The following is a 25,844-nucleotide window of genomic DNA, read 5'->3' as shown; positions in this document are numbered from 1 at the left end:
CTCATTTTTCTGAGAAAACGTGATTAGGCATCTCCTGAGCGGGTATACAAATAAAGAAAGAGCCTTCCGGGATGGAAGGCCCTTGTCTTATTCATTATTGCACGACACGTCTTACATTGCCGTTGAATACTTTTTTCCAGTAAGGGTTGCTCATAGAATCGATGGATACACCATGAGATGTATTATCGTTCAGGAATGTCCCGTTACCTAAGTAGATGCCGACGTGGCCGTTTGTTTTATACGTATCGAAGAATACTAAGTCTCCGCGTTTCATGTCAGACGCGCTGACTGCTTTACCTCTTCCGATTAGCGTATCTGTGCTTGTGCCGCTTACAGGTCCGAGGTTAACGCCTGCGTTAGCATAAGCCCAGCGTACAAATGATGAGCAGTCAAAGATACGGTTGTTAATATCAGATTGTGTGCGTCCGCCGCCGAATTTGTACGGAGATTGACCCACAAGGCTTGATCCTACGCTGATCGCGCCTTCAATACCGCCTGAATTTGAGATAACAGATCCGCCGTCAGAATCATCTGAACCGCCGCTGTTATGAGATGAGCCGCCTGAAGTGCCCGATTTGCTTGAGCTGTCAGATGAATCAGATGATGTTGAAACAGCCGCTTTTTTCACAGTTTTAACCGCTGCCGGCTGGCTGTCATCTGTTTGGTTTTGGTCTTCAGAGGCTTTTTGCGCTTCTTCCTGCTTTTTGATCAGGGCAGCCGCTGCAGCCTGCTCAGCTTTAATGCGCTTCTGTTCTTTTTCAGTGTCAGCTTTTGCGTTTGCAAGCTGTGACGCTTCTTTTTTCAGATCAGAGATAGCGGCAGCCGCTTTTTTCTGACCGTTTTTCGCTTCGTCGAAAAGCTTGTCTTTCTGATCAAGCTGTTTGTTCAGGTCTTTTTGCATAGACTCTAGCTTCGCAAGGTCATCCTGGACTTTTTTCAGCTTCACGTTAAGCTCAGCTTCCACATCTTCGAGTTTCGCTTTATCCTGCTCCTGCTGTTTGATCAGATCTTTATCCGCATCAACGATAGAAGATACCGCAGTCGCACGTGAAATGAAGTCCCCGAAGCTTGTCGCCCCTAAAAGAACATCTATGTATCCTTGAGAACCGCCGTTTTCCTGTAAAGAACGAACGCGTTTTTTCAGGATTTCATTGCGTTTTTCAATACGCGCTTCTGTTTCTTTGATTTCTTTTTTCAAATCAGCGATGCGCTTTTTCGTTTTTTCGTTTTCAGCTTTTTTATCTTCAATTTTATTACTTGTATCCAACGCTTTTGCGTTAATGTCTTTCAGTTCTTTTTCAATCTTAGCCTGCTTGTCCTGAAGTTTAGACAATTCCTTTTCTTTTGCATCAAGGCTTGAAGCCACCTCAGATTGCTTGCTTTCGATTTTTGCTTTTTTGCTGTCTAATGTTTCCGCCGATGCAGTTTTTGTAAATGGGATCAAAAAACTGCTTGTCCCGATGACGGAAGCCAAACCAAGTGTTAATAAACTCTTTTTCACTTTTTCTTTCCTCCCTTTTACTTTAAACCTGTTCTCATTTGGAATTCTATTATGAACATCAAAGTTACGCTTCCTCACATACCCGTGAGGCTGATGATTTTTATGTATGAATCTTTTAATCTTTTAAATTGGTATAGATTATACAGCACATGTAAAATAAACTAATCTCTTATGTACGAGAATCATTATACCATCATGTTTCGACAATTTTTATTACAGTTATATTTCAATGTGATTGCAAATCTCATATTTTGCAAAATAAACGGTGCTGGCGGCCTGATTTCGGTTCAAAAAGCAAAAAAAAGACGTATAAAAATCTCTTTTTCCGGCAGTAAAGTTCTGTTTTGCCCCTTTCTGATAAAAAAAGAACCGACTCTTTATATAGAAAGAATCGGTTTTATTCCAATATATCATCTATTTGTCTGATGTATTTTGACAGTGTTGCCGGAGATACACCGTAAATGGCGGCCGTATCTTTTTTCGTCGTTTTTTCGCCGTTTGCTTCTTTCCATACGTATGCGATGGCTGCGGCCCATGCCCGCTCATTCTGTACGGCAGCAGCGGCGCGGATGTGCTGAATGACGTGAAAAACCCAGCAGCTCATGACGTCAGTCTTTAAACTGCCGGCATCCGCTTTCTCCAGCAGCTTGACCGTCCGATACGTAAACAAAGCATCATGAGAAACGCCTGAAGCGCCTTCTTCACCGGAAAGCAGCAGTCTGACGAAGTCTTGTTCAAACGGTGAAGCAGCGCGTTTTGCCGTCAGAACTTTCTCAAGCTGGTTTCGCTCTCCTTCAGCGCTGCTGATATAATAGGCGGCGAGCCGCTGTTCAAGTGCAGCAGGCAGCGGTTCCTGCCGTTCTGCCCAAGGCGCGGACCGGTCTGATTCGGGAAATTCGGTTTCGGCCTTTCTCCAAATGGTTTCGGCAAATTCTGTGCGGCCTGTCCCGTAGGCTGAGGCGGCCAGCCAGTAATAAAACGTGTCGTCGCCTTCAAACCCGCTTTTGTAGAGAGACCGGAGCCATTTATAGCCGAGATCATGTCTGCCGACAAGCGCCAGCGTCGCCCCCAGCTTGTAGCGCTGTTCGAATAAAATCGGATACACATTGGAGAGCCTTTCGCTCAATTCCCCGACTTTTTCATCTTCTCTCTCGTAATAGCAGAATACCAGGTAGTTGCACAAGGCATGGAGATTGCCTTCATTTTTCTCAAGCACTTCGAATACCGTCTGTTTCGCTTTTGTGACATTGCCTGAGTAAAAGTAAGCGAGCGCAAGGTTGTTGTACGCGGACCAAAGCTCGGGATAATCGGCTGTAATCTCTTCAAGCATGACAACCGCTTCATGAAGCTGGCCGCTCTCAAGAAGCGTTTTTGCCCGGTCCTGCCTGATCAGCAATTCATCCTGATCATAGAGCGATTCGTTTTCACCCGCTTCACCGAAATCCAAAAGCTCCATCAGATTTTCTATCTCTTCGCTGAATTCTCCGTCCGGTTCGGCATCTGAATAAGCCGCGGCTTCTTTGTATGCTTCCTGAAAGAGCCCCAAATGCGCGAAATTGTTCGCTTTAAAGTAATGACACTCGGGCATTTCTTCTTTCAGGTTCACCATAATAAAGTCGAACAGCTCATTTGACTGCTGGTAGTGGCCCATTTCAGAATAAATGACGGCCAGCCGGGACAGCATTTCGGAATCATTCGGCTCGAGGTGAACGGCCCTCTGAATCAGTTTGCTGGCCCGTTTTAAATTCCGCTCTTTATATGCTTTTAAGCCTTTATGAAAAAAATATTGTCCATCCTGAAGCAGCTGGACAATTTGTGCGTGCTTTTTATGTTCAGAAGTGTGTTTTCCCACAAATATCCTCCGTTTTATACGTATTACCGTCAGTAGTATACCATAAAACGGTTTCGCCTCAATAGTTCAAAAGACAGAATCAGCTTCGTTTTTTACTGGCTGGTTCGACCAGATTTTAGCTGTTTTTTTTCATGCGGATCGGCAGGAAGGGTGACGCGGAAAAGGGTTCCTTCGCCCCGCTTGCTTTCTACCTCTATCGAACCGCCGTGCAGCTCGGCGATTTTTTTGGCGATGGACAGGCCGAGGCCGCTGCCCCCTGCGTTTCTCGCCTTGTCCGCTTTATAAAACCGTTCAAATACGCGCTCCGCCTGCTCAGGCTCCATTCCGATTCCGTTGTCGGCGATTTCGACAGCCGCCGCCTCCGGCAAATCAACAATTTTAACGGATATACGGCCTCCCTCACCGGTAAACTTCACGGCATTGTGAATCAGATTCATCCATACTTGGCTGAGCAGCGCCTCATCTCCGTACACATACGATTCCTGTAAATCGATGAGAAATTCAATCTGTTTGGCGGACCACTCAGGCTCACAGGTCAATATGGTGCGCCGCAGCTGTTTGTCAATGCGAAACGGTTTTTTTTGAATCGGTTCGGTTTGGCGTTCGAGTGCAGTGAGCTTCAGCAGATTTTCACTGATTTTGGATAAGCGTTCTGTTTCTGTCTCGATGATGTGCAAGTAGCGCCCCCGCTCCTCATATGATAAATCCGGTTTTTTCAGGAGGTGCGCGTACCCCTTTAATGAAGTAAGCGGGGTTTGGATTTCATGGGAAACGTTCGAAATAAATTCTTGTTTCAGTTTTTCCATTTCGCTCAGTTCGGCGGCAAGTGTCGACAGTTCATCAGCCAATTTCGTCACGGGGTGGTCCCGTTCAATCTTCTCCATTTTCCTGGAGGCGGCCGCGGTGAAGTTGCCGCTCGACATTTGCTTGATCGTGGCGGTCAGCGAATCCCAGATCGCATGATGTCTTTCACGTGCTGACTTTGAAAAAATAAACATCGTGACAAACAGCAGGCCGAAAACAAGCCAAAGCGTGAGAATCTGCTGGACGTAGGGTACAAGCAAAACCGGCCATATGAGACCGAATCCCTGAACGATCAGGTGGGCCGCCAGCCATAAGAATGCGGTGACGGTGAGAAGGATAATGATTCTTCCAGCCGTTCTGAAGATCCGTTTCATCCTGTCACCACAAACCGATAGCCGAGCCCCCGCACCGTATGAATGGCAAAAGGATAGTCTTTTTCCGGAAACCGTTCTCTCAGCCTTTTAATATGCACGTCAACCGTCCGCTCATCACCTTCATAATCAAAGCCCCAAATATCTTCTATTAAATGTTCTCTAGAAAACGTCTTATTCGGGTAACTGGCGAGCTTGAATAAAAGCTCAAATTCGCGCCGGGGCAGCGTCATTCCCGCTCCGCCGCCGCGCGTTACGGTGCGGGATTGCTTATCTAATGTGACCGTTCCGACGGTCAGCAGTTTTTCAGCGGTGATCCGGTACCGTTTCAGCAATGCTTTGACCCTCGCTTCAAGCTCAAGCGGCTCAAACGGTTTGACGAGATAATCGTCCGCTCCGGAAGTAAAACCTTGCACTTTGTCCAGTGTTTCGCCTTTTGCCGTCAGCATTAAAATCGGAATATCCGTAAAGCTGCGGACGGCTTCACTGACTTCAAACCCGTCCATTTTCGGCATCATCACATCCAGTATGACAAGATCAACAGGTGTTGATTCTATCAGCCGCACCGCCGCTTCTCCGTCTTCAGCTTCTGCGACGTCAAAGCCGCTCTGCTCCATCATAAGGCGGACAAGCTCACGGATATGGCGGTCATCATCCGCAACCAATATGACAGCCATAAAAATCCCTCCTTCTGATTTTTTACTCATCATCTTTTAATGAATCGACATGATTTTTATAAGCCGTCTGATCTTTTCATTGTCTCCTGTATCGACATACACTTTTTTTGTATGGCGGATCATCTCCTCCGTCACTTCTTTCATTACGCCTTTTTCAGAAGACTCCCAGCGCAAAGGAACATTGTATACCTGAATGGTGCCGTCGCCGTTGCTGCTGTAAGTGACCGCCCCATCAACTAAACGGGAACCGGCTAACTGAGTAACATCTTCCGGATAGCGGGCGCTCGTACGATCGTCAGGATTGACGAGTGCTCCGGCCGGAATGCGGCGAACGTTCAATTCATCTATCAGCTGATTTTCCCCAAGCTGCAGCCAGACGCGGGCATATTCAATTTGCAGAGGAGAATAATCTGCCGCGATGCTGTCTGGTTCGCTTTTGTCCGCAGAGATGTGATGTGAATCTTTGTTTACAGCTTCGTTTTTTTCTGCCGGTGATGCTGTTTCAGTCTTGTTTATGCTGCTTCCCCCGGCCGGACTTGAAGAATGGGCCGGCTCTTCGTCGTTACCGCCCGTACACCCGGCAGTCATGAATACGAGCAGCACGGCAGCGTGACAATAAAAAATCGTTGTGCGTTTTTTCATGATTTAACCCCCGCTTCCAATGAATAGGATTCCGGCTGCAAAATAAAAAGCAGCTTTTTCAGCTGCTTTCTATTCCTAAAGTCTTGCTTTACACAGCTTTGTTTTCTAAATCGGCATTCAGCTTCAGCTGCTGTTCCGCAAAATCGCGGTACAGCGCATGGGATGCCATTAATTCATGGTGTGTGCCCCGTCCGGTGATTTCCCCCTGTTCAACAAAGAGAAGCTGATCTGCATCCACAACCGTGGATAAACGGTGGGCAATCACAATGGTGGTGCGCCCTTCCATTAAGACTTCGAGCGCCTGCTGCACCCATTTTTCAGATTGGCTGTCCAGACTGGATGTCGCTTCATCAAGCATCAGAATACTCGGATTGCGGAGAAGTGCTCTGGCAATGGCAATGCGCTGGCGCTGTCCGCCTGAAAGCATAATCCCCCGTTCACCGACCTCGGTTTCAAATTTCTTCGGTAAGTCTTCAATAAATTGCAGGGCGTAGGCCATGTCAGCCGCTTGTCTCAGTTCCTCATCAGTCACCTCGCGTTTTAATCCGTAGCAGATATTATCGCGGATGGTTCCTGACATTAACGGGCTTTCTTGCGACACGTAGCCGATATGCTCCCGCCATGATTCAAGAGAATACGCATCAATCGGTTCGTTTCCGAGCAGGATGCTTCCGGCCGTCGGATTGTAGAATCGTTCAAGCAGCTTAAATAACGTTGTTTTCCCGCCGCCGCTCGGTCCGACAATCGCGGTGACTTTGCCGGCATCAATCGTTGCCGTAATGTCTTTTAAGATGGTTTGATCTTTTTTGTAGCCAAATGAGACTTGTTCAAGCTTAATCGGCTGATCTGCATTTTCAATGATTTTTCCGGTTTGGATATCTTCTTCTTTTTCTGCAAGAATGTGAATCATCCGTTCCGTTGCGCCGACCGATTTTTGAAGCTGTGTAAAAAATGAAGTGATCTGGCCCATCGGCATAATGATCTGAAACAAATACAGAATAAAGGCAACGAGCGCGCCGGCTGTCAGTTCACCGGATGACACCTGCATTCCGCCGTACCCGATGACAGCGACCAGCGCCGCCATTAATACAAGTGTAATGAGCGGGCCTACGAGCGACTGCACCTTCGCTTCACGCAGACCGAGTTTAAAGAGCGCCATGATGCCGGCTTTTCCGCGGCCGTATTCCGCTTCTTCAGCGTTTGAGGCTTTCACAAGTCTGATTTCCGGAAGGATGTGGTTTAATAATCCGGTGAATCTCGCCGTCTCATCCTGTGTCTCCCGAGAAATTTTAAACATTTTCCGGCCGATCGGCACTAAAATAACCGCAGCCAGCGGCACGACGATCAGCACGAGCAATGTGAGCTTCCAGTTCATGAAAAATAAGATCGTCAGTGACCCGATAACGGAAATGATTCCGGTAATAAATCCGCTGATATTGTTGGTGATCAGCTCTTTTACCACCATCGTGTCATTGGTGACACGGCTGATCGTTTCTCCCGTGGCGTTTTTGTCAAAATAAGAGACAGGCAGTTTAATTAACTTCTGCCACAACAAATCACGCAGTCCCGAGATGATTTTCTGGCCGCTGTAGTTCAGGGCGTAGGTGGCGTAGGCGCTTAATGCAGCCTGTACGATAAACACGGCTGCGATGATTCCGATTTGCACGCCTGACAGCGACGACATGGAAAAGCCGTCGACGAGCTGCTTTGTCAACAGCGGAATCAGCAGGCTGACGAGCGTTGTCACAATACTGAGAGACAGCGCGAAGGCCAGCATTCCGTAGGATGGTTTTGTTTTTTTGACTAATGAAAAGAATGAGCTGAATTTCCCTTTAGGTTTTGGTTGTTTATTCGGCATATGTTTTCCTCCTATATCACTGTTTATACTATAACGGATGTGCATGAACGGAATATGAACAAAACGTACATTTTTGATAAAAACCAAAATAAACTCTATTAGTCAATATTATCAAATTCATCTGCCTCCGGTTGCGAAATAAGGAATATTTTATTGAATGTTTAAGTTCGGGCATATTTAAAAACCTCACGGAGCTCTCCGTGAGGTTTGTTTTACTCAGATGCTGAATGGCGTTTCGCAAGAACGTCAAGCACGTCGTCCAAAGGAAGCGACTGTTCACGCAGAAGAACGAGCAAATGATACAGCAAATCTGCCGCTTCCCATTTCAATTCTTCATGGTCGCGGTTTTTCGCGGCGATGATCACCTCTGCGGCTTCTTCGCCGACTTTTTTAAGAATTTTATCGACGCCTTCCCGAAACAGATACGTTGTGTAGGCTCCCTCAGGCATCTCCGCCTGCCGTTTGGCGATTACGCTTTCCAGTTCGTTTAAGATGCCGAAACGATCCTGTGCGTCCGCTTTTTCCGGAGAAAAGCAGCTGTAGCTTCCCTTATGGCATGCGGGTCCTGAAGGCTCCGCAAGCACAATGAGGGCATCTTGATCGCAATCATAGCGGATGGCTTTCACCTTTTGGGTATTCCCCGACGTCGCTCCTTTATGCCACAGCTCCCCGCGTGAACGGCTGTAAAACCAGGTTTCTTTCGTTTCTATCGTTTTTTCGTAGGATTCACGATTCATATAAGCCAGTGTCAGTACTTCTTTGCTTGCCGCATCCTGTACGATGGCGGGAATCAGCCCGGCCTCGTCAAACCGCAGTTCATCTGCCCGTTTCATCTCACATTCACCCCGTGTTTCTTCATATAATCTTTCACTTCTTTTATAGATGTCTCTTTGTAATGGAAAATGGAAGCTGCAAGCGCGGCGTCCGCTTCACCGATCGTGAAGGCTTCAAGCATATGGTGCGCGCTGCCGGCTCCCCCTGAGGCAATGACAGGCACCGGGACGGCACGTGAGACAAGTTTTGTAAGCATATGGTTAAAGCCTGTTTTCTCCCCGTCAGCGTCCATGCTTGTCAGCAGGATTTCACCCGCTCCCCGTTTGACGGCTTCTTTTGCCCAAGCCGTGACTTCCCACTCGGTTTTCTTTCTGCCGCCGTGTGTGTACACTTTATAGCAATCCGAATCTTCGTCATACTTTGCGTCAATCGCCGCTACGATGCATTGCGAGCCGAAAAAATCCGCTCCTTCCGTAATGAGCTCGGGACGGAGGACGGCCGCTGTATTAACGGATACTTTATCAGCGCCCGCGCGAAGCATTCTTTTCATATCGCTTAATTGATTGATTCCGCCGCCGACCGTAAACGGAATCGCCAGTTTTGCCGCAACCTGCTCAACGACGTCAGTCATCGTCTTCCGGCCTTCATGAGAGGCGGAAATGTCGAGAAAAACAAGCTCGTCAGCGCCCTCCCTGTCGTAGGCTTCGGCCAGCTCGACAGGATCGCCCGCATCTTTCAGCCCGAGAAATTGAATGCCCTTGACGACGCGTCCTTCTTTCACATCGAGACATGGAATGATTCGTTTCGTGATCATGCGTCCTTCACCCCGCTGAGCGCTTCAGCCAATGAAAATTGTTTTGTATACAGCGCTTTTCCGATAATCGCTCCCGATACGCCGGCGTCTTTGAAGCGGGCCAGCGCTTTGAGGTCGGAGACTGAGCTGACACCGCCTGAGGCGATGACGTTTTTCCCCGTTGCTTTTGCGAGCTGAACGGTGCTTTCGATGTTCGGGCCTGACAGCATGCCGTCAGTCGCAATATCCGTGAAAATGAAGATTTCCGCTCCTTCCTCCGCCAATTCACGGCCCAAATCGGACGCTCTTACCGAAGATGTTTCCAGCCACCCTTCCGTCGAGACATACCCGTTTCTCGCATCGAGACCGATGGCGATTTTCCCGCCGTATTGTTTCAGCATGCTTTTCACAAACGCCGGATCGGAAACGGCCGAGCTGCCGAGAATGACGCGATCAGCGCCTTGTGATAAGTAGCCGTACACATCCGCTTCAGAACGGATCCCGCCGCCGATCTCAACCTTGACATCAAGCTGCCGGACGATGTCCAGAACATGCCTGTCGTTTACTTTCCTGCCCTCTTTCGCACCGTCAAGATCCACGAGATGAATCCATTCAGCACCTTCGTTTGCAAATTGCGCCGCCATGTCTAAAGGTGAGTCTCCGTAGATCGTTTCCTTGCCGTAATCACCTTGAATGAGGCGGACGCATTTGCCGTTTCTCATATCAATTGCCGGATATAATGTAAAAGCATTCATTTTTTCACCTTCTGTTCCGCTGCCATTTTTGTAAATTGCGTTAAGATCGCCATTCCGGCCGTGCCGCTTTTTTCCGGGTGAAACTGCGCTCCGAAGACATTGCGTTTCCCGACGACCGCAGGAACACGAACGCCGTACTCAGCGCTTGCCAGAAGATCGCCTTCTTCCATCCCGTCTATATAATAGGAATGGACAAAGTAAACAAAGCCTTCTCCCGCTTCCGAAAGCAAAGGAGATGTTTGGTGAACCGTCAGCCGGTTCCAGCCCATATGCGGCACCTTCAGCTTATTTCCTTCGGCATCCCTGTCTTTGAGTCTCACTGCTTTTCCGGCTAATAAACCAAGTCCTTTTGCAGAGCCGTTTTCGCTGCTTTCTTCGAAAATGAGCTGCATGCCGAGGCAGATGCCAAGAAGCAGCTTCCCTTCGTCAACCATACGGTGTATGAATTGATCAAGCTTCGTGCTGCGTAAATTGTCCATGGCGTCACTGAATGATCCGACACCGGGGAGAATAAAAGCATCCGCTTTTTCGAGCTCTTCCGGCCGGTCTGAAACGACATACGGGACGCCGACGCGTTCCAGCGCCTTCGACACGCTGAATAAATTGCCCATTCCGTAATCAATTACACCGATCATTTACAGCATCCCTTTCGTAGACGGCACACCCTTGACGCGCGGGTCAATGGATGACGCTTCGTCCAGCGCTCTGCCAAGCGCCTTAAACACGGCTTCTATCATATGATGGGTATTCGTGCCGTAATGAACGATGACGTGCAGATTCATTCTCGCTTCGAGCGCCAGTTTCCATAAGAATTCATGTACCAGCTCGGTATCAAACGTTCCGACTTTCGCTTGCGGAAATGCAGCGCGCATCTCAAGGTGCGGCCGGTTGCTCAGGTCTACGGCGACTTGGGCGAGCGCTTCGTCCATCGGCACAAGCGCTGACCCGTACCGTTTGATTCCTTTTTTATCACCGAGCGCTTCCAAAAAAGCCTGACCTAAGCAGATGCCGATATCTTCAGTCGTGTGGTGATCATCTATCTCCGTATCGCCTTTTGCGTCAACGGTTAAATCGAATTGTCCGTGCTTTGTAAACAAATCAAGCATATGCGTCATAAACGGCACATCCGTGCTGATATCGGCTTTTCCTTCTCCGTCTATACCGAAAGCCAGCTTAATATCCGTCTCATTTGTTTTTCTGGCGCGTTCCGCTTTTCTCATCGGTCATTTCCTCCGTTTCTCGCTTCAATCGATCTTGCGTGCGCTTCAAGCCCTTCCAGTCTCGCAAAGGCGGCAATGCTGTCCGCGTGGGTTTCAAATGCCTTCCGGCTGTATGAGATGATGCTCGATTTCTTTTGAAAATCCGTGACATTCAGCGGGCTTGAAAACCGCGCCGTCCCGTTTGTCGGCAGAACGTGATTCGGTCCCGCAAAATAATCGCCGACCGGTTCAGCGCTGTATCGCCCTAAGAAAATCGCTCCCGCGTGCCTGATGCTTCCAAGCAAAGCCTCCGGCGAATGCGTCATGATTTCTAAATGCTCAGGCGCCAGCGCATTCACCGTGTCCACCGCATCCTCCATCGTTTCCGCGATGTAAATATGGCCGTGATCTTTGATCGATGCTTCGGCGATTTCTTTACGCGGCAGCGTCTGAAGCTGTTTATCCACTTCACCTGATACCGCTTCTGCAAGCTTCCGTGAGTCGGTGACAAGCACGCATGAGCTGAGCATATCGTGTTCGGCCTGAGAAAGCAGGTCAGCGGCAACTTCTTCGGGCACCGCCGTATCGTCTGCCAGGACTGCGATTTCACTTGGCCCGGCTATCATGTCAATATCCACATCGCCGAAGACTTCGCGCTTCGCCAGCGCCACAAAAATATTGCCGGGACCTGTAATCTTATCAACAGGCTGTATCGTTTCCGTTCCGTAAGCGAGCGCGGCAATCGCCTGCGCGCCTCCCGCTTTGTAAATTTCCTTTATGCCGAGCTCAGACGCTGCCGCCAGAACGCCCGGCGAAAGGCTGCCGTCTTTTCCCGGCGGACTGACAAGAACGATCCGCCCCACTCCCGCAGCGAGAGCGGGGATGACATTCATTAAAACGGAAGACGGATAAGCGGCCGTCCCGCCCGGCACATATACGCCCGCGGAATCAAGCGCCGTTATTTTCTGCCCGAGCATCGTGCCGTCTTTACGATGGTAAAACCAAGAGGATTGCAGCTGGCGCTCGTGATATTCTTTAATATTGGAAATTGCCTGCTTGATCACTTCCAGCAGCTGATCATCAAGCAGACGGTACGCCGCTGCGATTTCTTCTGCGCTCACCGCCAACTGTTCCAGGCTGATGCCGTCAAATGTTTTTGTATAGGCCAAAACGGCTTTGTCGCCGTTTTTTCTGACGTCTTCAATAATCGCCCTGACGGTTTTCCGCTGTTCTTCGGTTCCGCTGTCAATGGAACGCTTCAGTGAAAACCGCTCGCTTTTATTTATTGCGGTTATTTTCATTTTGCCGTTTCTCCTTCCACAACCCTGGCCAGCCTGGCAGCCATTTCGTCGATTACGTCATCCTTCATACGGTAGCTGACCGGATTGACGATAAAACGCGATGTGATGTCACAAATGTGTTCTGATTCAACGAGTCCGTTTTCCTTTAATGTCCGCCCTGTTGATACGATATCCACGATTCTGTCAGCAAGCCCGATTAAAGGTGCCAGCTCAATGGAGCCGTTCAGTTTGATGATTTCCACCTGCTCGCCCTGCTCTCTGAAATAACTTGACGCAACATTCGGATATTTCGTCGCGATCCTCGGGGCGACACCGTTCCAATCCGCTCCCGGAAGCCCCGCAACGGCGAGATGGCATTTGCTGATATTCAGATCGAGCACCTCATACACGTCACGCTTTTCTTCAAGCATGACATCCTTTCCGGCAATACCGGCATCAGCGACGCCATGTTCGACATAAGTCGTGACGTCCATCGGCTTCGCTAAAATAAAGCGGAGATTTTCTTCAGGAACATCGATGATCAGCTTTCTTGATTCCTCAAACTCCTCGGGCAGCCTGTATCCGGCCTGCCGCAGCAATCCGGCCGCTTCTTCGAATATCCGCCCTTTTGGCATTGCCATTGTGAGTACCTTACCCATTTTGCTCTTCCTTTCTGGCACCGATAAAGTATGTGACGTTTGTGAATGATTTTGTCATATGATCGATATTTTCAATGCCCGCCAAATCCTGCAGGACGATCTTTCTGCCTCTTGCCCTTTCTTCCTCCGCGAATAAAATGGCCTGCGCCCGCTGCTCCTTGCTGAAAATAACGGCGTCCGCCTCGCTTGTTTCTTCCTGGATGCCGAGCGCTTCAATCAGCCTGTCGATACGGAGTCCGAAGCCCGTGGCGGGAGCAGGGCTGCCGAAATGGCCGAGAAGATTGTTATAGCGGCCGCCGCTTCCGATGACAAACCCGACATTTGCCGCATACACTTCGAATAAAATTCCCGTGTAATAACTCATATGGCTGACCATGTTCAGATCAAGGCGGATATGCTCGGCACACCCGTAATCTTCAAGAATGTCCCATAGGTCTTCCAGCTCCTGAATCACGTTTTGCCCGGAGATGCCGATGATCTCCTCCGCTTTGGCGCAGATCTCCTTTCCGCCGCGCAATTCCAAAAGTCCGAGCAGCCGGCTTTTGTCTATTGAAGAAAGCGGAAGCGATTTGACATGTTCTTTGTACCCCACATAATTCTTTTCAAAGAGAAAGCGCCGCAGGACATCCGCCCGCTCGGCATTGCCCAGCACCTCGACAAACAGCTCATCTGCGAGTCCTGCATGGCCGATCGCGATTTTAAATTGGTGCAATCCCGCGTTTTTCAACGCGCCGGCCGCGAGTGCAATCACCTCAGCGTCCGCGCTTGTTGATCCGTCGCCGATCAGCTCCGCGCCGACCTGTTCAAATTCGGCCGGACGTCCGCCTTCCCGTTCTTGAGCGCGGTAGACGCTTGCCGCGTATCCCGCTCTGAGCGGATGATTATTTTTGTGCAGCTTAGACGCCGCCACCCGGGCAATCGGTCCGGTCATGTCAGGCCGAAGCACAAGCGTTTTTCCGTCCTGATCGAGAAGCTTAAACAGCTGCTGTTCTTCAATGGCTGACTGGACACCCACTGTTTCATAGAATTCGAGGGTCGGAGTCTCCATAAACTGATAACCCCATTTATCAATTAAATCCGTCAGTGTGGAACGGACTTTCTTCTTTGCTTCGTATAAACCAGGAAGCGTATCTCTCATGCCATGCGGTTTCTCAAACATAAACATTGCCTTTTGCACCTCCGCTTTGTCTGAAGGAAAATTCCGAATCCTTTAGTTCGCTAATATGATAATATGTTAGCAGATAAAAGAATGGATTGCAATGCCCAATGTCCGCCTATTCTTTCCCATATTGATGACTAAATCATGAACAAATCTGTAAACATAACAGAACAATCTAATCATATTGAACAGAAGTGCTATAATACATAGAATAGCTTCATCAGAAACAAGGGAGAATAATTGATAATGAAGACGCTTGGAACATTATGTGTGCTGATTCTGACAGCCGTCCTTGTCTATCTGGGATATAACATCTATACAAACGATATTCATTTGAATTTTTTCAATCAGCAGTCCGACGAGCCTGATGAGAAAACACCGTTAAAAGGGAGCGCGTCACCGCTGAATGTCGTTTTGTACAGACAGATGGATTCACCCAGACTGTACAATGGCTGTGAGGTGACAAGCCTTGCTATGATTTTGAACAATGCCGGATATCATGTATCAAAAAATACATTGGCGGATCGAATCAATAAAGTTCCGCTCACATACAGCAGCGGGCTGAAAGGAGATCCGAATGAAGGATTTGCCGGAGACATGGAAAACGGCCCGGGTTTAGGCGTTTATCATGAGCCGATTGTTAAACTGGCCAAAGAGTATGCGGGAAACAAAGTATACGACCTGACAGGAAAAGACATTTCTGCTGTGTACCGCCAGCTTGAAAAGGGACGGCCGGTCTGGGTGATTATCACCACTTCCTTTAAACCGGTTGATCATATGCAGACTTGGAATACGCCGAACGGAAAGGTCGACATCACGTTCAGCATGCACAGCGTAGCCGTCACCGGTTATGATCACGATTATGTATACGTCAATGACCCTTACGGCTATAAAAACAGAAAAACGGACCGGACTGAATTCGAAAAAGCCTGGAAGCAGATGGGCAGCCAGGCCATTGTAATCAAGTCATAAAAAAACCCCGCTGACGTTAATCAGCGGGGTTTTCCATTCGTTTTTTCATTTCTTCGTGCGTATAGATCAGCTTCATCGGGTTTCCTCCGACAAACGCCCCGGCCGGGACATCTTTATGCACCAGCGTGCCGGCTGATACAACGGCTCCGCTCCCGATGGTGACGCCGGGCAGAATCGTTGTGTTTGCCCCGATCATTACCTCGTCACCGATTGTGACATCACCGGTCCGGTACTCATGTATTAAATATTCATGGGCCAAAATCGTCGTATTGTAGCCGATGATGCTGTTTTCTCCGACAGTGATTTTTTCAGGAAACATAATATCCGGCATCACCATCAGCGCGAATGAGGTTTGTTTTCCGACATTCATTTTCAAAAAGGTTCGGTACAGCCAGTTCTTCACGCTTAGAAACGGCGTATACCTTGCAATCTGGATGATGATGAAGTTTTTTATCACCTTCAGAAAGGGAACCGTCTGATATACATGCCACAATGAATTTGCACCTGCAACCGGATGGCGGTCTGTTTTTCTCACGGATTACTTCACTCCGGTAATGTGCAATAAATCACTCATTTTCTCAAGCATATAATCGGGTTCATACGCGGAAAGCGTCTGTGCGCCTTTAATCGTCCACGCGACGCCGGCTGTTTTCGTGCCGGCGTTTTTGCCCGCCATGACATCGTGATAATTGTCACCGACCATCATGGCCTCCGACGGATCGCACCCCAGCCGGCTGAGCGCAAGCCGCACAGGTTCGGGATCAGGCTTCGGATGCTTTACATCATCAAGCGTGACGACAGTATCGAAAAACTCACCAATGCCTGTCAGCTTCACTCCCATATTGACTGTATCCCTCAGCTTTGTGGTAACAATCCCGAGCTGATAGCCCGCTTTTTTCAATTCATCGAGCGTTTCATAAACCGTTTCGTACTCCGTGACAAGCTCATCGTGCTTCTCATGATTGAATGCCCTGTACATGCTGATCATGTCATCGCACTTTTCGGCATCAATGCCTGAAAATGTTTCGTACAGAGGCGGGCCGATAAACGGAAGCACATCTTCCCGTTTATACTGTCCCGGGCAATAATGATCAAGCGTATGAAGATAAGAAGCGATAATCAGTTCATTCGTGTCAATCAGCGTGCCGTCGAGATCGAATAAAATGGCGGTTAAACGTTTATCAGTCATCTTATGTCCTTTCCGATTTCAGACGTCAGTCCGTATCCGCATACCGCTTATCGGCATACCCTTTAACGCGTCTGAAAACCATTAAAATAATCGCAAGAACAATCAGCACAATGGAAATGACCTGCGCGATCCGAAGCTGGCTCGTGAGCATCAGGCTGTCCGTGCGCATTCCTTCAATAAAGTATCTGCCGATCGAATACCAGATGATATACGTTAAGAACAGATTGCCCCTGCGCAGGTTCACGCGGCGGAGCAGAAGCAGAATCACGACACCCGCAAAGCTCCATAGCGATTCATACAGAAACGTCGGGTGATAATAATGTCCGTCTATGTACATCTGATTAATGATGAAATCCGGAAGGTGCAAGCTTTCCAAAAATGAACGGCTGACCGCTTCGCCGTGAGCCTCCTGATTGATAAAGTTTCCCCAGCGCCCGATGGCCTGACCGAGCAGAATACTCGGCGCGGCAATATCCGCCAGCTTCCAGAATGAGATCCCTCTTACTTTTGAAAAAACAACGCCTGTTGCGATCGCGCCGATTAATCCGCCGTGAATCGCGATGCCGCCTTTCCAAATTTTAATGATTTCCCCGGGGTGTTCCGAGTAATAGCTCCACTCGAAAAGCACATAGTATGCCCGTGCGCAAATGATTGCGATCGGGATGGCGAAAAGAACAAGATCAATAAAAATGTCCTTTTTCAGCCCCCGCTTTTCGCTCTCCCTCATGGCCATCCAAAGCCCTAATAACGCACCCGCGCCGATAATGATCCCGTACCAGTGCACGGATAAAGGCCCGAGCTGCAAGGCAATCGGATTGATTGGTGTTCCTGCTTCGTTCATATTATTGCCAACTCCTATTCGTCTTGTTCGCCGTCTTCAATGACATCCGCCAGCTTATTCGTAAATTGCTCGGCGGCATTTAAGCCCATCCGCTTCAATCTGAAGTTCATCGCCGCAACCTCGATAATAACGGCGAGATTTCGCCCAGGGCGGACTGGAATGGTCAGTTTTGTAATTTCCGTATCAATGATTTTCATTTTTTCTTCTTCAAGTCCGAGACGGTCGTATTGCTTCCCTTGCTCCCAAAGCTCAAGGTCCATGACGATTGTAATTCTCTTATTGCTTCTGACGGCGCCCGCTCCGAACAGCGTCATGACATTTATAATGCCGAGACCCCTGATTTCAAGCAGATGCTCAATCAGATCAGGCGCATTCCCGACGAGCGTATCCTGATCCTCCTGCCGGATTTCGACGCAGTCATCCGCGACAAGACGATGGCCGCGTTTGACGAGCTCCAGGGCCGTTTCACTTTTACCGACGCCGCTTTTTCCCGTTATGAGCACACCGACGCCGTATATATCCACAAGCACGCCGTGAATGGCGGTTGTGGGCGCGAGACGGCTCTCAAGAAAATTCGTCAGCCGGCTTGACAGTCTGGTTGTTTTCAGAGGGGATCTCAGCACCGGCACGCCGTTTTTCTCGGATGCTTCTACAAGCTCCGGCGGGATCGGCATATCTCTGGAAAGTATGATAGCCGGCGTCACATCGGTGCACAGCGATTCCATCCGCTGTTTTTTATCCTCCTCAGGAAGCTGATCGAAAAATGACAGCTCCGTTTTTCCTAAAAGCTGCACCCGTTCTCTCGGGTAATATGTAAAATAACCGGCGATTTCAATACCGGGCCGTGATAAATCACTCATCGTAATCGGGCGGTTAATCCCTTCTTCTCCGCTGATCAATTCTAAATGGAACTGCTCCATTACGTCTTTGGTCCGAACCTTTGCCAAGATATGTTCCTCCTGTTCTGGGATGTTCCGAGCTTTGAACAGTTATATTTTATCACTTTACCGTCTGAACCAAAACAGATTTATACAATTCCGGCATAACTGGTATAGATAACTAGTCTGAAAAAGAGTAAAATAAAACTAACAACTAACAAGAAAGGCGTGTTTTAAAGTGGCTGAAAGCTTGTTAATCAGCGGTGCGGACATCGTAACAGAAGAGGAAATCATCCGAAACGGATTTCTCGGCATAAAAGACGGCATCATTTCTTACGCGGGTCAAACAAGGCCGCAGGAAACGTATGAGAAGGAATGGAAGGCGCCTGCGGGTTCGTATGCGCTTCCCGGAATGATAGATATCCATATTCACGGCGGTTACGGCGCGGATACGATGGATGCCGATCTCGCGGCTCTTGATACAATGTCCGCCCGGCTGCCCGAAGAAGGAACAACCGCTTTTCTAGCGACCACGATCACACAGCAGCACGAAAACATTGAAAAAGCGCTTAAAAACGCCAAGGAATGGACGGACTCCTCACCGCAGGCTCATAAAGGCGCTGAGTTGATCGGCATTCATTTAGAAGGACCGTTTGTCTCTCCGAAAAAAGCGGGAGCACAGCCGAAACAATGGATTACGCCGGCCGATGCCGGGCTCTTTCAGAAATGGGAGCGTCTCTCCGGAGGACTGATTAAAATCGTGACGCTTGCACCGGAAGAAGATCCTGATTTCAGCCTGATCCGTTATTTAAAAGACCGGAACATCATCCCGTCAATGGGACACACAGACGCGGGAGCCGATCTTTTAGAAAAAGCGGCGGATGCCGGAGCACTGCATATGACACACCTCTTCAACGCCATGAGCTCCTTTCACCACCGTGAGCCGGGGGGCATCGGAACGGCGCTCGCCTGCGGCCGCATCACGGCGGAGCTGATCACTGACGGCATTCATTCTCATCCTTTGGCTGTAAAGCTTGCCTATTTGGCGAAAGGAAGCCAAAACCTGATCATGATTACAGACTCCATGCGGGCAAAAGGGCTTAAGGACGGAGAATACGAATTCGGCGGACAAAGAGTCACCGTTTGCGGAGACAAAGCGCTTCTTTCTGACGGGACGCTGGCCGGTTCCATTTTAAAAATGAATGAAGGCGCGGCGCTCATGCACAGGTTTACGAACTGCTCATGGCTGGATATAGCTAATATGACAGCGGCAAATGCAGCCCGCCGGCTCGGCATTTTTGACCGTAAAGGAAGCCTTGCAGAAGGAAAAGACGCCGACGTTGTTTTGACGGACGGACAGTGCGGCGTGCTGGCAACGATTTGCCGAGGAAACACCGCATATATCTCAGGAGGAGCTGATTGGATATGAACGTCATCACATGCAGACATTATGAAGAATTAAGCGAAAAAGCCGCAGAGATGATTGCTGAAACAGTTAAACAAAAGCCGGATGCCGTTCTCGGCCTTGCGACGGGCGGCACCCCTGAAGGCGTATACAAAGAGCTTGTGCGGATGCACCGCTCCGAGGGCCTGTCATTCCGGGATGTCACGACGATCAATCTTGATGAATACGCCGGGCTTTCTCCCGAGGACAAAAACAGCTATCATTATTATATGAATACACATTTTTTTGCACATATCGACAGCAAAAAGGACCGCCACTTTCTCCCTGACGGACGGGCAGACGATCTTGAGGCTGAATGCGAACGCTATGACCGATTGATTCAAACACTCGGCGGAGCGGATATTCAGCTTTTAGGCATCGGACACAACGGCCATATCGGCTTTAATGAGCCCGGGACGCCATTTGAATCCCGAACCCATGTCGTTGAGCTGAATGAAGAGACAAGGCGGGCGAATGCGCGGTACTTTCCGTCAATCGATCAAGTTCCTGAAAAAGCCGTGACAATGGGGATCAGGACGATCTTGTCCGGCAAACGGATTTTGATCATGGCATCCGGAAAAAGCAAGGCCCAAGCGGTGAAGCAGCTTCTGGACGGGCGTGTCAGTGAAGCATTCCCCGCCTCCGCCCTGCACGAACACCCGGATGTGACGGTCTTGATTGATGAAGAGGCTGCGGGCGGCGATTGAAAGGATTTGACCTATGCAGATTGATAAACAATCTCCGATTCCGATTTACTTTCAGATTATGGAACAATTGAAAACCCAAATCAAAAACGGCGAGCTGAAAGCGGATGCGCTGCTTCCGTCGGAGCGGGAATACGCCGAACAATTCGGCATCAGCCGCATGACGGTGCGCCAGGCGCTTTCCAATTTGGTGAATGAAGGATTTTTATACAGACAGAAAGGCCGGGGAACGTTCGTCAGCAAACTGAAGATGGAGCAGCCGCTTCAAGGGCTGACAAGCTTCACCGAAGATATGAGAAGCCGGGGCATGAAGCCGGGGAGCAGACTTGCCGAATACCAGCTGATTCAGGCGACGGAAGAATTATCTTCTATCCTGGGATGCGGCTGTCCGGCAACGCTTCATAAAATCATCCGCGTCCGGCTGGCGAATGATATCCCGATGGCGATTGAAGCCTCGTACATCCCGTTTGACAAGGCGGGGAAATTGGATGCCTCCCATTTTCAATCATCCATGTATGAGCACATCGAAGCGTACAATCAGATGCCGATCTCACGGGCAAAACAAGAGCTTGAACCGGGAGCCGCTTCCGAGGAAGAAGCCGAACTGCTCGGGATCCAGCCCGGCGCGCCCGTCCTCTATATCAAGCGGACCACTTATCTGCAGGACGGCACTGCCTTTGAGCATGTGAAATCCGCCTACAGAGGCGACCGCTACACATTCGTGCATTATATGGACAGGGTGAAATGAAACATCTCCAACCGTTACGGGTTGGAGATGTTTTTTTGATCTGCCATTTTCAAATCAATTCTCTATGACTCTGTCAAAACGGAGAGGCTGGGGTTCTGGTATCTAATTTTATAAAGAAAAGAGTACTAAAATGCTACCCTCTGTTTTGGACAATATACGGAACCTGCTTTGAAATCAGCAGCAGCGGTTCTTTGTTTTTGTGAGCCAGCGAAAACATGATTGCGCCTTCAATCATCGAGTTGATTGTCATCCCAAGCTTCTCCGCTTCCTCTTGTTCAAACCCATGTTCAAGAAATTTTGCCGCAAACACATCCGTCCACTTCTTGAACACCTCAACACATGTGCATCTTAACGTTTCATTGATCAGAGCGGTCTCACCCGCCAGCAATCCAACCGGCACGCCCTCAATATTCTGAGGATCATTAAACTGTTCAGCCGTTACATGAATAAAGTGCTGAATGGCTTCTACAGGGTCCCCGAATTCAGACATACTATTCTGTATTTTCTTTTCAACGCATCTTCCCGTATGTCTGATTGCCGCAATGGCGAGTTCTTCTTTTCCGTTTGGAAAGTGATGATACACAGACCCTCTGGGTGCTCCGCTCTCTTTTATAATTTGATTCAAACCTGTCGCATGGTATCCCTGAATCTGAAAAAGATATGCAGAGGTTTGAATAATTCTTTCTTTTGTCCCGGTTTTACTGTTCATTATGTTTCCTCCTGCATTTAAGAAAACCAATCGATTTTAGTATAGAAAAGGGACATAAAAAAGTCAAAAGCACTTATTACAGCAGGGCGCCGCCATTTCCGTACAGAAAAAATCCTGCTGACCGTCAGATTCCGTTCTGAGCGATCAGCAGGCGGTATTTCACTGTTATGGGTTGGAGACATGCCTGAAATCAAGCTGATCCGGAGCTGGAGCATACGGCGTATTTCCCGTTTTGAACATCCAGATCGGTGATATTGTTTTGCCGTTGTACGGATCTTTGACGACGGTGTACCAGTAATAAACTGATTCTGGCTGCAGGCCGTCCCAGACCCACTCTGCGGTTTTTCCGCTTTTTACGTGTTTTTGATGACCGAGCAGTTCGTTCGTATAAACGTTGCATTCAAAATAATCGGTCGCTACCTTTTTCATTTTCGGCTGTAAATCCATTTCAGCTGAAAATTCGTCTTTATCAGCGAACAGATCGGTGTCATAGTAATTGATGTCATCCGTATACGGCGAGTAGGAGAACATGTGAACCTGATCGGCGGCCTGATCGAATTGCATGATGCGCATATAGCCTTGGCCCCCTTCAGGACCATCCTGATAGTCAGTCAGAATTTGATGAACGAGACGGTCCGGTTTTCCGTCGCCGTCATCGTCAAGGGCATCGGTTTTTTTCATGGCATTATGATAATGGCCGCTCAATACCATCGCCACATTGCGATTCGGCTTAACGACTTTTTGGTAGATCGTCTCCCCGATCGGGCTTCGGTTTCCGCTCACAAGCAAATACTCATGAAAACATAATATGGCGGTTCGGTCCGGATATTGCTTAAGCACTTGATTGATCCAGTCAATCTCTTGATCCGTAATGCCCCAGCCCATATAAATCATAATAAAATCGTTCCCGCTTGCCGACAGCAGATCATAATGCCCGCGGTTGTTTTTGTATGACCCGCCGTAATGCATGTTCTTTTCAAAACGGCGGCTTCCGAAGAAATCCCCGAAGGTGCGGTATGTGCCGTCTTTATGGCCGACGTCATGATTGCCGGCAAGCACTCCGTACGGAATCCCCGCCTTATCAAGTGTCCGCATGGAGTGATCGGCGTTTTTCCACTGTTTCATCACCATTGAATCATCGACGATATCGCCGGTATGAAAGACATATTTGATATTGTGCTTTTCCTTATTTTCTTTGATCCACTCCGTCATTTTGTCAAAAATGTTCGGGTGCCCTTGTGCGTAATACTGTGTATCGGACATCCAGACAAACGAGTAATTGCCTTTTGCCGGGATTTGATCCTGAACGATGACATTCATCTTTGAGTTTTTCACCGCGTCCGCTGCAGACACGGCGGCTTTTAACGTAAACGGCTTTTTATTTTTGGCAAGGACGCTGTCCGCCTCCTGCCAGCGGCTTGTCCGGTAATTCCAAATATACATGGTTACCTTTCGGCCGGGCAGAGAGCTTCCTTTCCAGACCGCCTCGGCCAGATCCGTTTCGTCAATAGACGGGTCAACGGTTACTTCAAATCGGTGATAAGGGAAACGTTCCTTGCTTTCTGATGAGACTGTTTTTCCGTCATTTGCCGAGATACGGTTCATTTCCGGCAGTGTAAACGGCATTTCATTTTCTTTTATGCCTTGCGGCGGTTCTGTTAATGAGGCGTGTTTATACACTCTCACGCTGCCCGGATTCCGCGCGGTGTAACGGAATCCCCGGTAAAATGATACATTCATCTCATCCTTCGTCGGATCTTTTACCCGGACGGACAGCTTCGCTTTATGGGCGCTAATGTTTTGATCGGCAAGCTCCGGCTGATCCGGCTCCTCCCGTTTGATATGGAAGGTGCGGACGGACGTTGTTTCATTTCCGGCAAGGTCTGCCGCAGTGATGGTAAGCGTATGCTTTCCGGGCTTAAGATCGGCTGATGACGTATGATGCGGGAGCGTGATACTTTCTCCGTCCAAAAACGCTTTGACTTCTTCCACCTTGCTCCATTTATCACGGATGTCCGCTTTCAGCTCAAAGTTACCTTTCAATGTCGCGCCTTCTTTGATACCCGGAACAATTTTCGGCCCTGTATTGTCCACCCGCACAGACTGACTGAGCTGCTCCTCACCGTCGCTTACAAAAATCTGGTGATAGCCTTCAGAAAGCTTCGCCGTATTCCATGGCAAAAGCCGCGACGTAAATAAATGATCCGGCAGGCTGAATGAGAAGGTCATGCTCTGATTCGCCCGCTTCCCGTCACCGATAAACAGCTGCTCAGCAGGATCCCGCTTCCCGTCTTTGATCAACGTTCCGTCTGAAAGGACCAGGCGGGCATTTTTTACGATAAAATCATCCCGATTCTCCCCCGTGTCATACGGAGAAACCTTTGAGCCCGCGCGGATGGATACTTTCTGCGTTTTGCCCCCTTTTTGCAGCAGACGTTCCGGAAGCAGAACCGAATACGTTCTGTAGCGGTGAGCCGGATCGTCAAAAATGTGCAGCACCTCGTTTTCCATCATGACGGTGTTTTTGAAATAAAGATTGGTTTTCCGGGCATCGAAGGCGAAATAGACCTCTTTTTCCAGCGCCGGCCGGGTCTCCTGCCGCTTGCCGTCAATCCACAGCCTGATCTTATCCGCGCCGGCGTCAGATGTGGCTTTGAGCAGATAGGTGCCCGATATCGTATCTTCCGGTTCAATGTTCATTCTGAGTCCGTGTGATTTACTCGTCTGTTCAATGTCAATCATCTTGACGGGTGTTTTCGCTTCATTTTCCCCGTCACCGGCTGCGATATAATACTCCAGCTGATCCTGGCCGAGCAGTTCCGGAGAATAAATAATGTGACGGTATAAGCTGTCGTTGCGGTCTTTTTCAGCCAGAATCCGTTTGAATGGTTTGTTCTCATTGGTTCTGTAATAAAACGCGGCTGTTTTGACAAGGTTTTTGTCCCGGATGTCCGCTTTTAATTCAATGCTTTCTGCCGGCCGGACCGGCTTTTTGTCTGTAAGGTCTTCAATGACCGGTTTTTCCTTGTCCGGTTTGATCACTCTTTTCTGCTGAGGGATCTGCGCCTGAAAAACGGAGCCCGGTGACGGCTTATGTTCGCTTGTGGAGATCTTCAGCAATTCTCCCGTTCCGTTCAGCGGATATTTGTACAGCAAAGAAGTCAGCCGTCGGAATGCATGTTTTCGGTAATGCGCTGAGGCGATGGTTTTTCCGGTGTTTGCTGACAGCACCACCGTCCGCGGGCGGGCGTTGGACATTCCGTCCGTCCCTTCGATGACGGCGAGATGTTTTCCCTCCTTCAGGCGGGTTCCGTAATAGCGGTTGAAATCATCTGCCGTCAGTTCTGATCCGGCGCGCCTCAGCCAAAGCACATAAGCGCCGCCTGACGGAATGACAATATCTTCTCTCGGCCTCCATATCACATCTGAATCCGGCCCTTCCTTCGGGTAGCGGTAGCGGATATGATAATCCTTAAAGTGAATGGGTCTGTCCGTCGTGTTATACACCTCGATAAATTCATAGGCATCAGCGCCGTCTTCATTTTTCGTATCAACGGCAAGCTCCGTAATCATCAGCTCGGGAATATGATTCAAATCGGCTTGATAGCCGTCCAGCTTCAGCCGCTTTTTCTCCGATTCCGCCCGCTGTCTGCCGTTGGTGAAAACGAGGTAATATTCCAATTCTCCATTCCAGATATCCCGTTTTGAAACCTGGGCCGTAAACAGCCGGATTGCGCCTGGAGTGGGCTCCATCGGCACCATCTTATATCCCAGCTCATTGCTTTGTTTATAAAAAAGAAACGCCGAAAACGCTTGATAATCGGCATTCTGTACATGAGCCTGTATGAACAGGTTTCTTTTCATTTCCGCCTTTACTTCGATTTGGGGAGGATTCTCCAGAAGCGGTATGTAATGAGGCGGCTGTCCGAATTCCTGCTGATTCACCGGGATTGCCGATTCTTTGCGCGCCGCACCCGCAGAAGGACTCACACAAAGCAAACCAATCAGAAAAAAGAGCGTCATCACAAGTTTCAT

The 25,844-nt window shown here is 49.0% G+C and carries 24 protein-coding genes; 4 read left to right on the top strand and 20 right to left on the bottom strand.

Annotated elements, in window-relative coordinates:
- Positions 1-94: 94 nt before the first annotated feature.
- From cwlO to Y79_RS0111480, 14 genes are all read right to left on the bottom strand, one after another.
- The gene (gene cwlO / locus Y79_RS0111550; RefSeq protein WP_029575302.1) at positions 95-1,501 is read right to left on the bottom strand and encodes a peptidoglycan DL-endopeptidase CwlO; all 1,407 of its coding nucleotides are present in this window, start codon (positions 1,499-1,501) and stop codon (positions 95-97) included.
- A 397-nt stretch (positions 1,502-1,898) separates the two neighbouring features.
- Entirely contained in the window at positions 1,899-3,353 is a 1,455-nt protein-coding gene (locus tag Y79_RS0111540; RefSeq protein WP_016937823.1) for a tetratricopeptide repeat protein, read from the bottom strand.
- A gap of 92 nt (positions 3,354-3,445) precedes the next feature.
- Positions 3,446-4,531, bottom strand: coding sequence for a sensor histidine kinase (locus tag Y79_RS0111535; RefSeq protein ID WP_016937822.1), 1,086 nt, complete (start codon positions 4,529-4,531; stop codon positions 3,446-3,448).
- Positions 4,528-5,205, bottom strand: coding sequence for a response regulator transcription factor (locus Y79_RS0111530; RefSeq protein WP_016937821.1), 678 nt, complete (start codon positions 5,203-5,205; stop codon positions 4,528-4,530). The genes Y79_RS0111535 and Y79_RS0111530 overlap by 4 nt, the downstream gene beginning before the upstream one ends.
- Before the next feature lie 36 nt (positions 5,206-5,241).
- Positions 5,242-5,847, bottom strand: coding sequence for a hypothetical protein (locus Y79_RS0111525; protein WP_016937820.1), 606 nt, complete (start codon positions 5,845-5,847; stop codon positions 5,242-5,244).
- Positions 5,848-5,935: 88 nt separating this feature from the next.
- The gene (locus Y79_RS0111520) at positions 5,936-7,705 is read right to left on the bottom strand and encodes an ABC transporter ATP-binding protein (RefSeq protein ID WP_016937819.1); all 1,770 of its coding nucleotides are present in this window, start codon (positions 7,703-7,705) and stop codon (positions 5,936-5,938) included.
- Positions 7,706-7,917: 212 nt separating this feature from the next.
- On the bottom strand, positions 7,918-8,538 hold the full coding sequence (gene hisIE / locus Y79_RS0111515) for a bifunctional phosphoribosyl-AMP cyclohydrolase/phosphoribosyl-ATP diphosphatase HisIE (RefSeq protein ID WP_016937818.1): 621 nt from the start codon (positions 8,536-8,538) through the stop codon (positions 7,918-7,920).
- A complete protein-coding gene (hisF, locus tag Y79_RS0111510) occupies positions 8,535-9,293 on the bottom strand; it encodes an imidazole glycerol phosphate synthase subunit HisF (RefSeq protein ID WP_016937817.1) in 759 nt (252 codons plus the stop codon). Before hisF ends, hisIE begins: the two co-directional genes overlap by 4 nt.
- Positions 9,290-10,027, bottom strand: a complete 738-nt coding sequence (gene hisA, locus Y79_RS0111505) for a 1-(5-phosphoribosyl)-5-[(5-phosphoribosylamino)methylideneamino]imidazole-4-carboxamide isomerase (protein WP_016937816.1) — start codon at positions 10,025-10,027, stop codon at positions 9,290-9,292. The genes hisF and hisA overlap by 4 nt, the downstream gene beginning before the upstream one ends.
- The gene (hisH, locus tag Y79_RS0111500) at positions 10,024-10,662 is read right to left on the bottom strand and encodes an imidazole glycerol phosphate synthase subunit HisH (RefSeq protein ID WP_016937815.1); all 639 of its coding nucleotides are present in this window, start codon (positions 10,660-10,662) and stop codon (positions 10,024-10,026) included. The genes hisA and hisH overlap by 4 nt, the downstream gene beginning before the upstream one ends.
- Positions 10,663-11,247 carry an imidazoleglycerol-phosphate dehydratase HisB gene (gene hisB / locus Y79_RS0111495; protein ID WP_016937814.1) on the bottom strand — a complete coding sequence of 195 codons (585 nt, stop codon included), beginning with the start codon at positions 11,245-11,247 and terminating at the stop codon, positions 10,663-10,665.
- Positions 11,244-12,527 (bottom strand): histidinol dehydrogenase, encoded by a 1,284-nt coding sequence (gene hisD, locus Y79_RS0111490; RefSeq protein WP_016937813.1) that lies wholly within the window; start codon positions 12,525-12,527, stop codon positions 11,244-11,246. Before hisD ends, hisB begins: the two co-directional genes overlap by 4 nt.
- The gene (hisG, locus tag Y79_RS0111485; RefSeq protein WP_016937812.1) at positions 12,524-13,165 is read right to left on the bottom strand and encodes an ATP phosphoribosyltransferase; all 642 of its coding nucleotides are present in this window, start codon (positions 13,163-13,165) and stop codon (positions 12,524-12,526) included. Before hisG ends, hisD begins: the two co-directional genes overlap by 4 nt.
- On the bottom strand, positions 13,158-14,330 hold the full coding sequence (locus tag Y79_RS0111480) for an ATP phosphoribosyltransferase regulatory subunit (protein WP_016937811.1): 1,173 nt from the start codon (positions 14,328-14,330) through the stop codon (positions 13,158-13,160). Before Y79_RS0111480 ends, hisG begins: the two co-directional genes overlap by 8 nt.
- 240 nt (positions 14,331-14,570) lie before the next feature.
- Here Y79_RS0111480 and Y79_RS0111475 point away from each other — a divergent pair, with 240 nt between their 5' ends.
- Positions 14,571-15,296, top strand: coding sequence for a C39 family peptidase (locus Y79_RS0111475; RefSeq protein ID WP_016937810.1), 726 nt, complete (start codon positions 14,571-14,573; stop codon positions 15,294-15,296).
- 16 nt (positions 15,297-15,312) lie between these two features.
- On the opposite strand, the gene Y79_RS0111470 is transcribed toward Y79_RS0111475, so the two are convergent.
- Genes Y79_RS0111470 through hprK form a run of 4 tightly spaced genes read right to left on the bottom strand, consistent with a single transcriptional unit; the run spans position 15,313 to position 18,273 of the window.
- The gene (locus Y79_RS0111470) at positions 15,313-15,831 is read right to left on the bottom strand and encodes an acyltransferase (RefSeq protein ID WP_016937809.1); all 519 of its coding nucleotides are present in this window, start codon (positions 15,829-15,831) and stop codon (positions 15,313-15,315) included.
- 3 nt (positions 15,832-15,834) lie between these two features.
- Positions 15,835-16,485 (bottom strand): pyrophosphatase PpaX, encoded by a 651-nt coding sequence (gene ppaX / locus Y79_RS0111465; RefSeq protein WP_016937808.1) that lies wholly within the window; start codon positions 16,483-16,485, stop codon positions 15,835-15,837.
- Positions 16,486-16,510: 25 nt separating this feature from the next.
- On the bottom strand, positions 16,511-17,326 hold the full coding sequence (gene lgt, locus Y79_RS0111460) for a prolipoprotein diacylglyceryl transferase (protein ID WP_016937807.1): 816 nt from the start codon (positions 17,324-17,326) through the stop codon (positions 16,511-16,513).
- Between the two features lie 14 nt (positions 17,327-17,340).
- Complete coding sequence (gene hprK, locus Y79_RS0111455; protein ID WP_013353746.1) at positions 17,341-18,273, bottom strand: HPr(Ser) kinase/phosphatase; 933 nt, start codon at positions 18,271-18,273, stop codon at positions 17,341-17,343.
- A gap of 169 nt (positions 18,274-18,442) precedes the next feature.
- Between hprK and nagA the strand changes: the two genes are divergently transcribed.
- The 3 genes from nagA to Y79_RS0111440 are packed head-to-tail and all read left to right on the top strand — an operon-like array spanning position 18,443 to position 21,100.
- Positions 18,443-19,633 (top strand): N-acetylglucosamine-6-phosphate deacetylase, encoded by a 1,191-nt coding sequence (gene nagA, locus Y79_RS0111450; protein WP_016937806.1) that lies wholly within the window; start codon positions 18,443-18,445, stop codon positions 19,631-19,633.
- Positions 19,630-20,355, top strand: a complete 726-nt coding sequence (gene nagB / locus Y79_RS0111445; protein ID WP_029575301.1) for a glucosamine-6-phosphate deaminase — start codon at positions 19,630-19,632, stop codon at positions 20,353-20,355. Before nagA ends, nagB begins: the two co-directional genes overlap by 4 nt.
- Positions 20,356-20,368: 13 nt before the next feature.
- Positions 20,369-21,100, top strand: coding sequence for a GntR family transcriptional regulator (locus Y79_RS0111440; RefSeq protein WP_016937804.1), 732 nt, complete (start codon positions 20,369-20,371; stop codon positions 21,098-21,100).
- Positions 21,101-21,233: 133 nt separating this feature from the next.
- On the opposite strand, the gene Y79_RS0111435 is transcribed toward Y79_RS0111440, so the two are convergent.
- Both Y79_RS0111435 and Y79_RS0111430 read right to left on the bottom strand, forming a co-directional pair.
- A complete protein-coding gene (locus Y79_RS0111435) occupies positions 21,234-21,809 on the bottom strand; it encodes a TetR/AcrR family transcriptional regulator (protein WP_016937803.1) in 576 nt (191 codons plus the stop codon).
- A gap of 165 nt (positions 21,810-21,974) precedes the next feature.
- Positions 21,975-25,844 carry a metallophosphoesterase gene (locus tag Y79_RS0111430; RefSeq protein WP_016937802.1) on the bottom strand — a complete coding sequence of 1,290 codons (3,870 nt, stop codon included), beginning with the start codon at positions 25,842-25,844 and terminating at the stop codon, positions 21,975-21,977.

Origin of the sequence: Bacillus siamensis KCTC 13613 (assembly GCF_000262045.1) — a bacterium.
In the GTDB taxonomy this organism is placed as follows: domain Bacteria; phylum Bacillota; class Bacilli; order Bacillales; family Bacillaceae; genus Bacillus; species Bacillus siamensis.
Note: the sequence above shows the minus strand (reverse complement) of the source record. Positions and strands in the feature narration are given on the sequence as shown.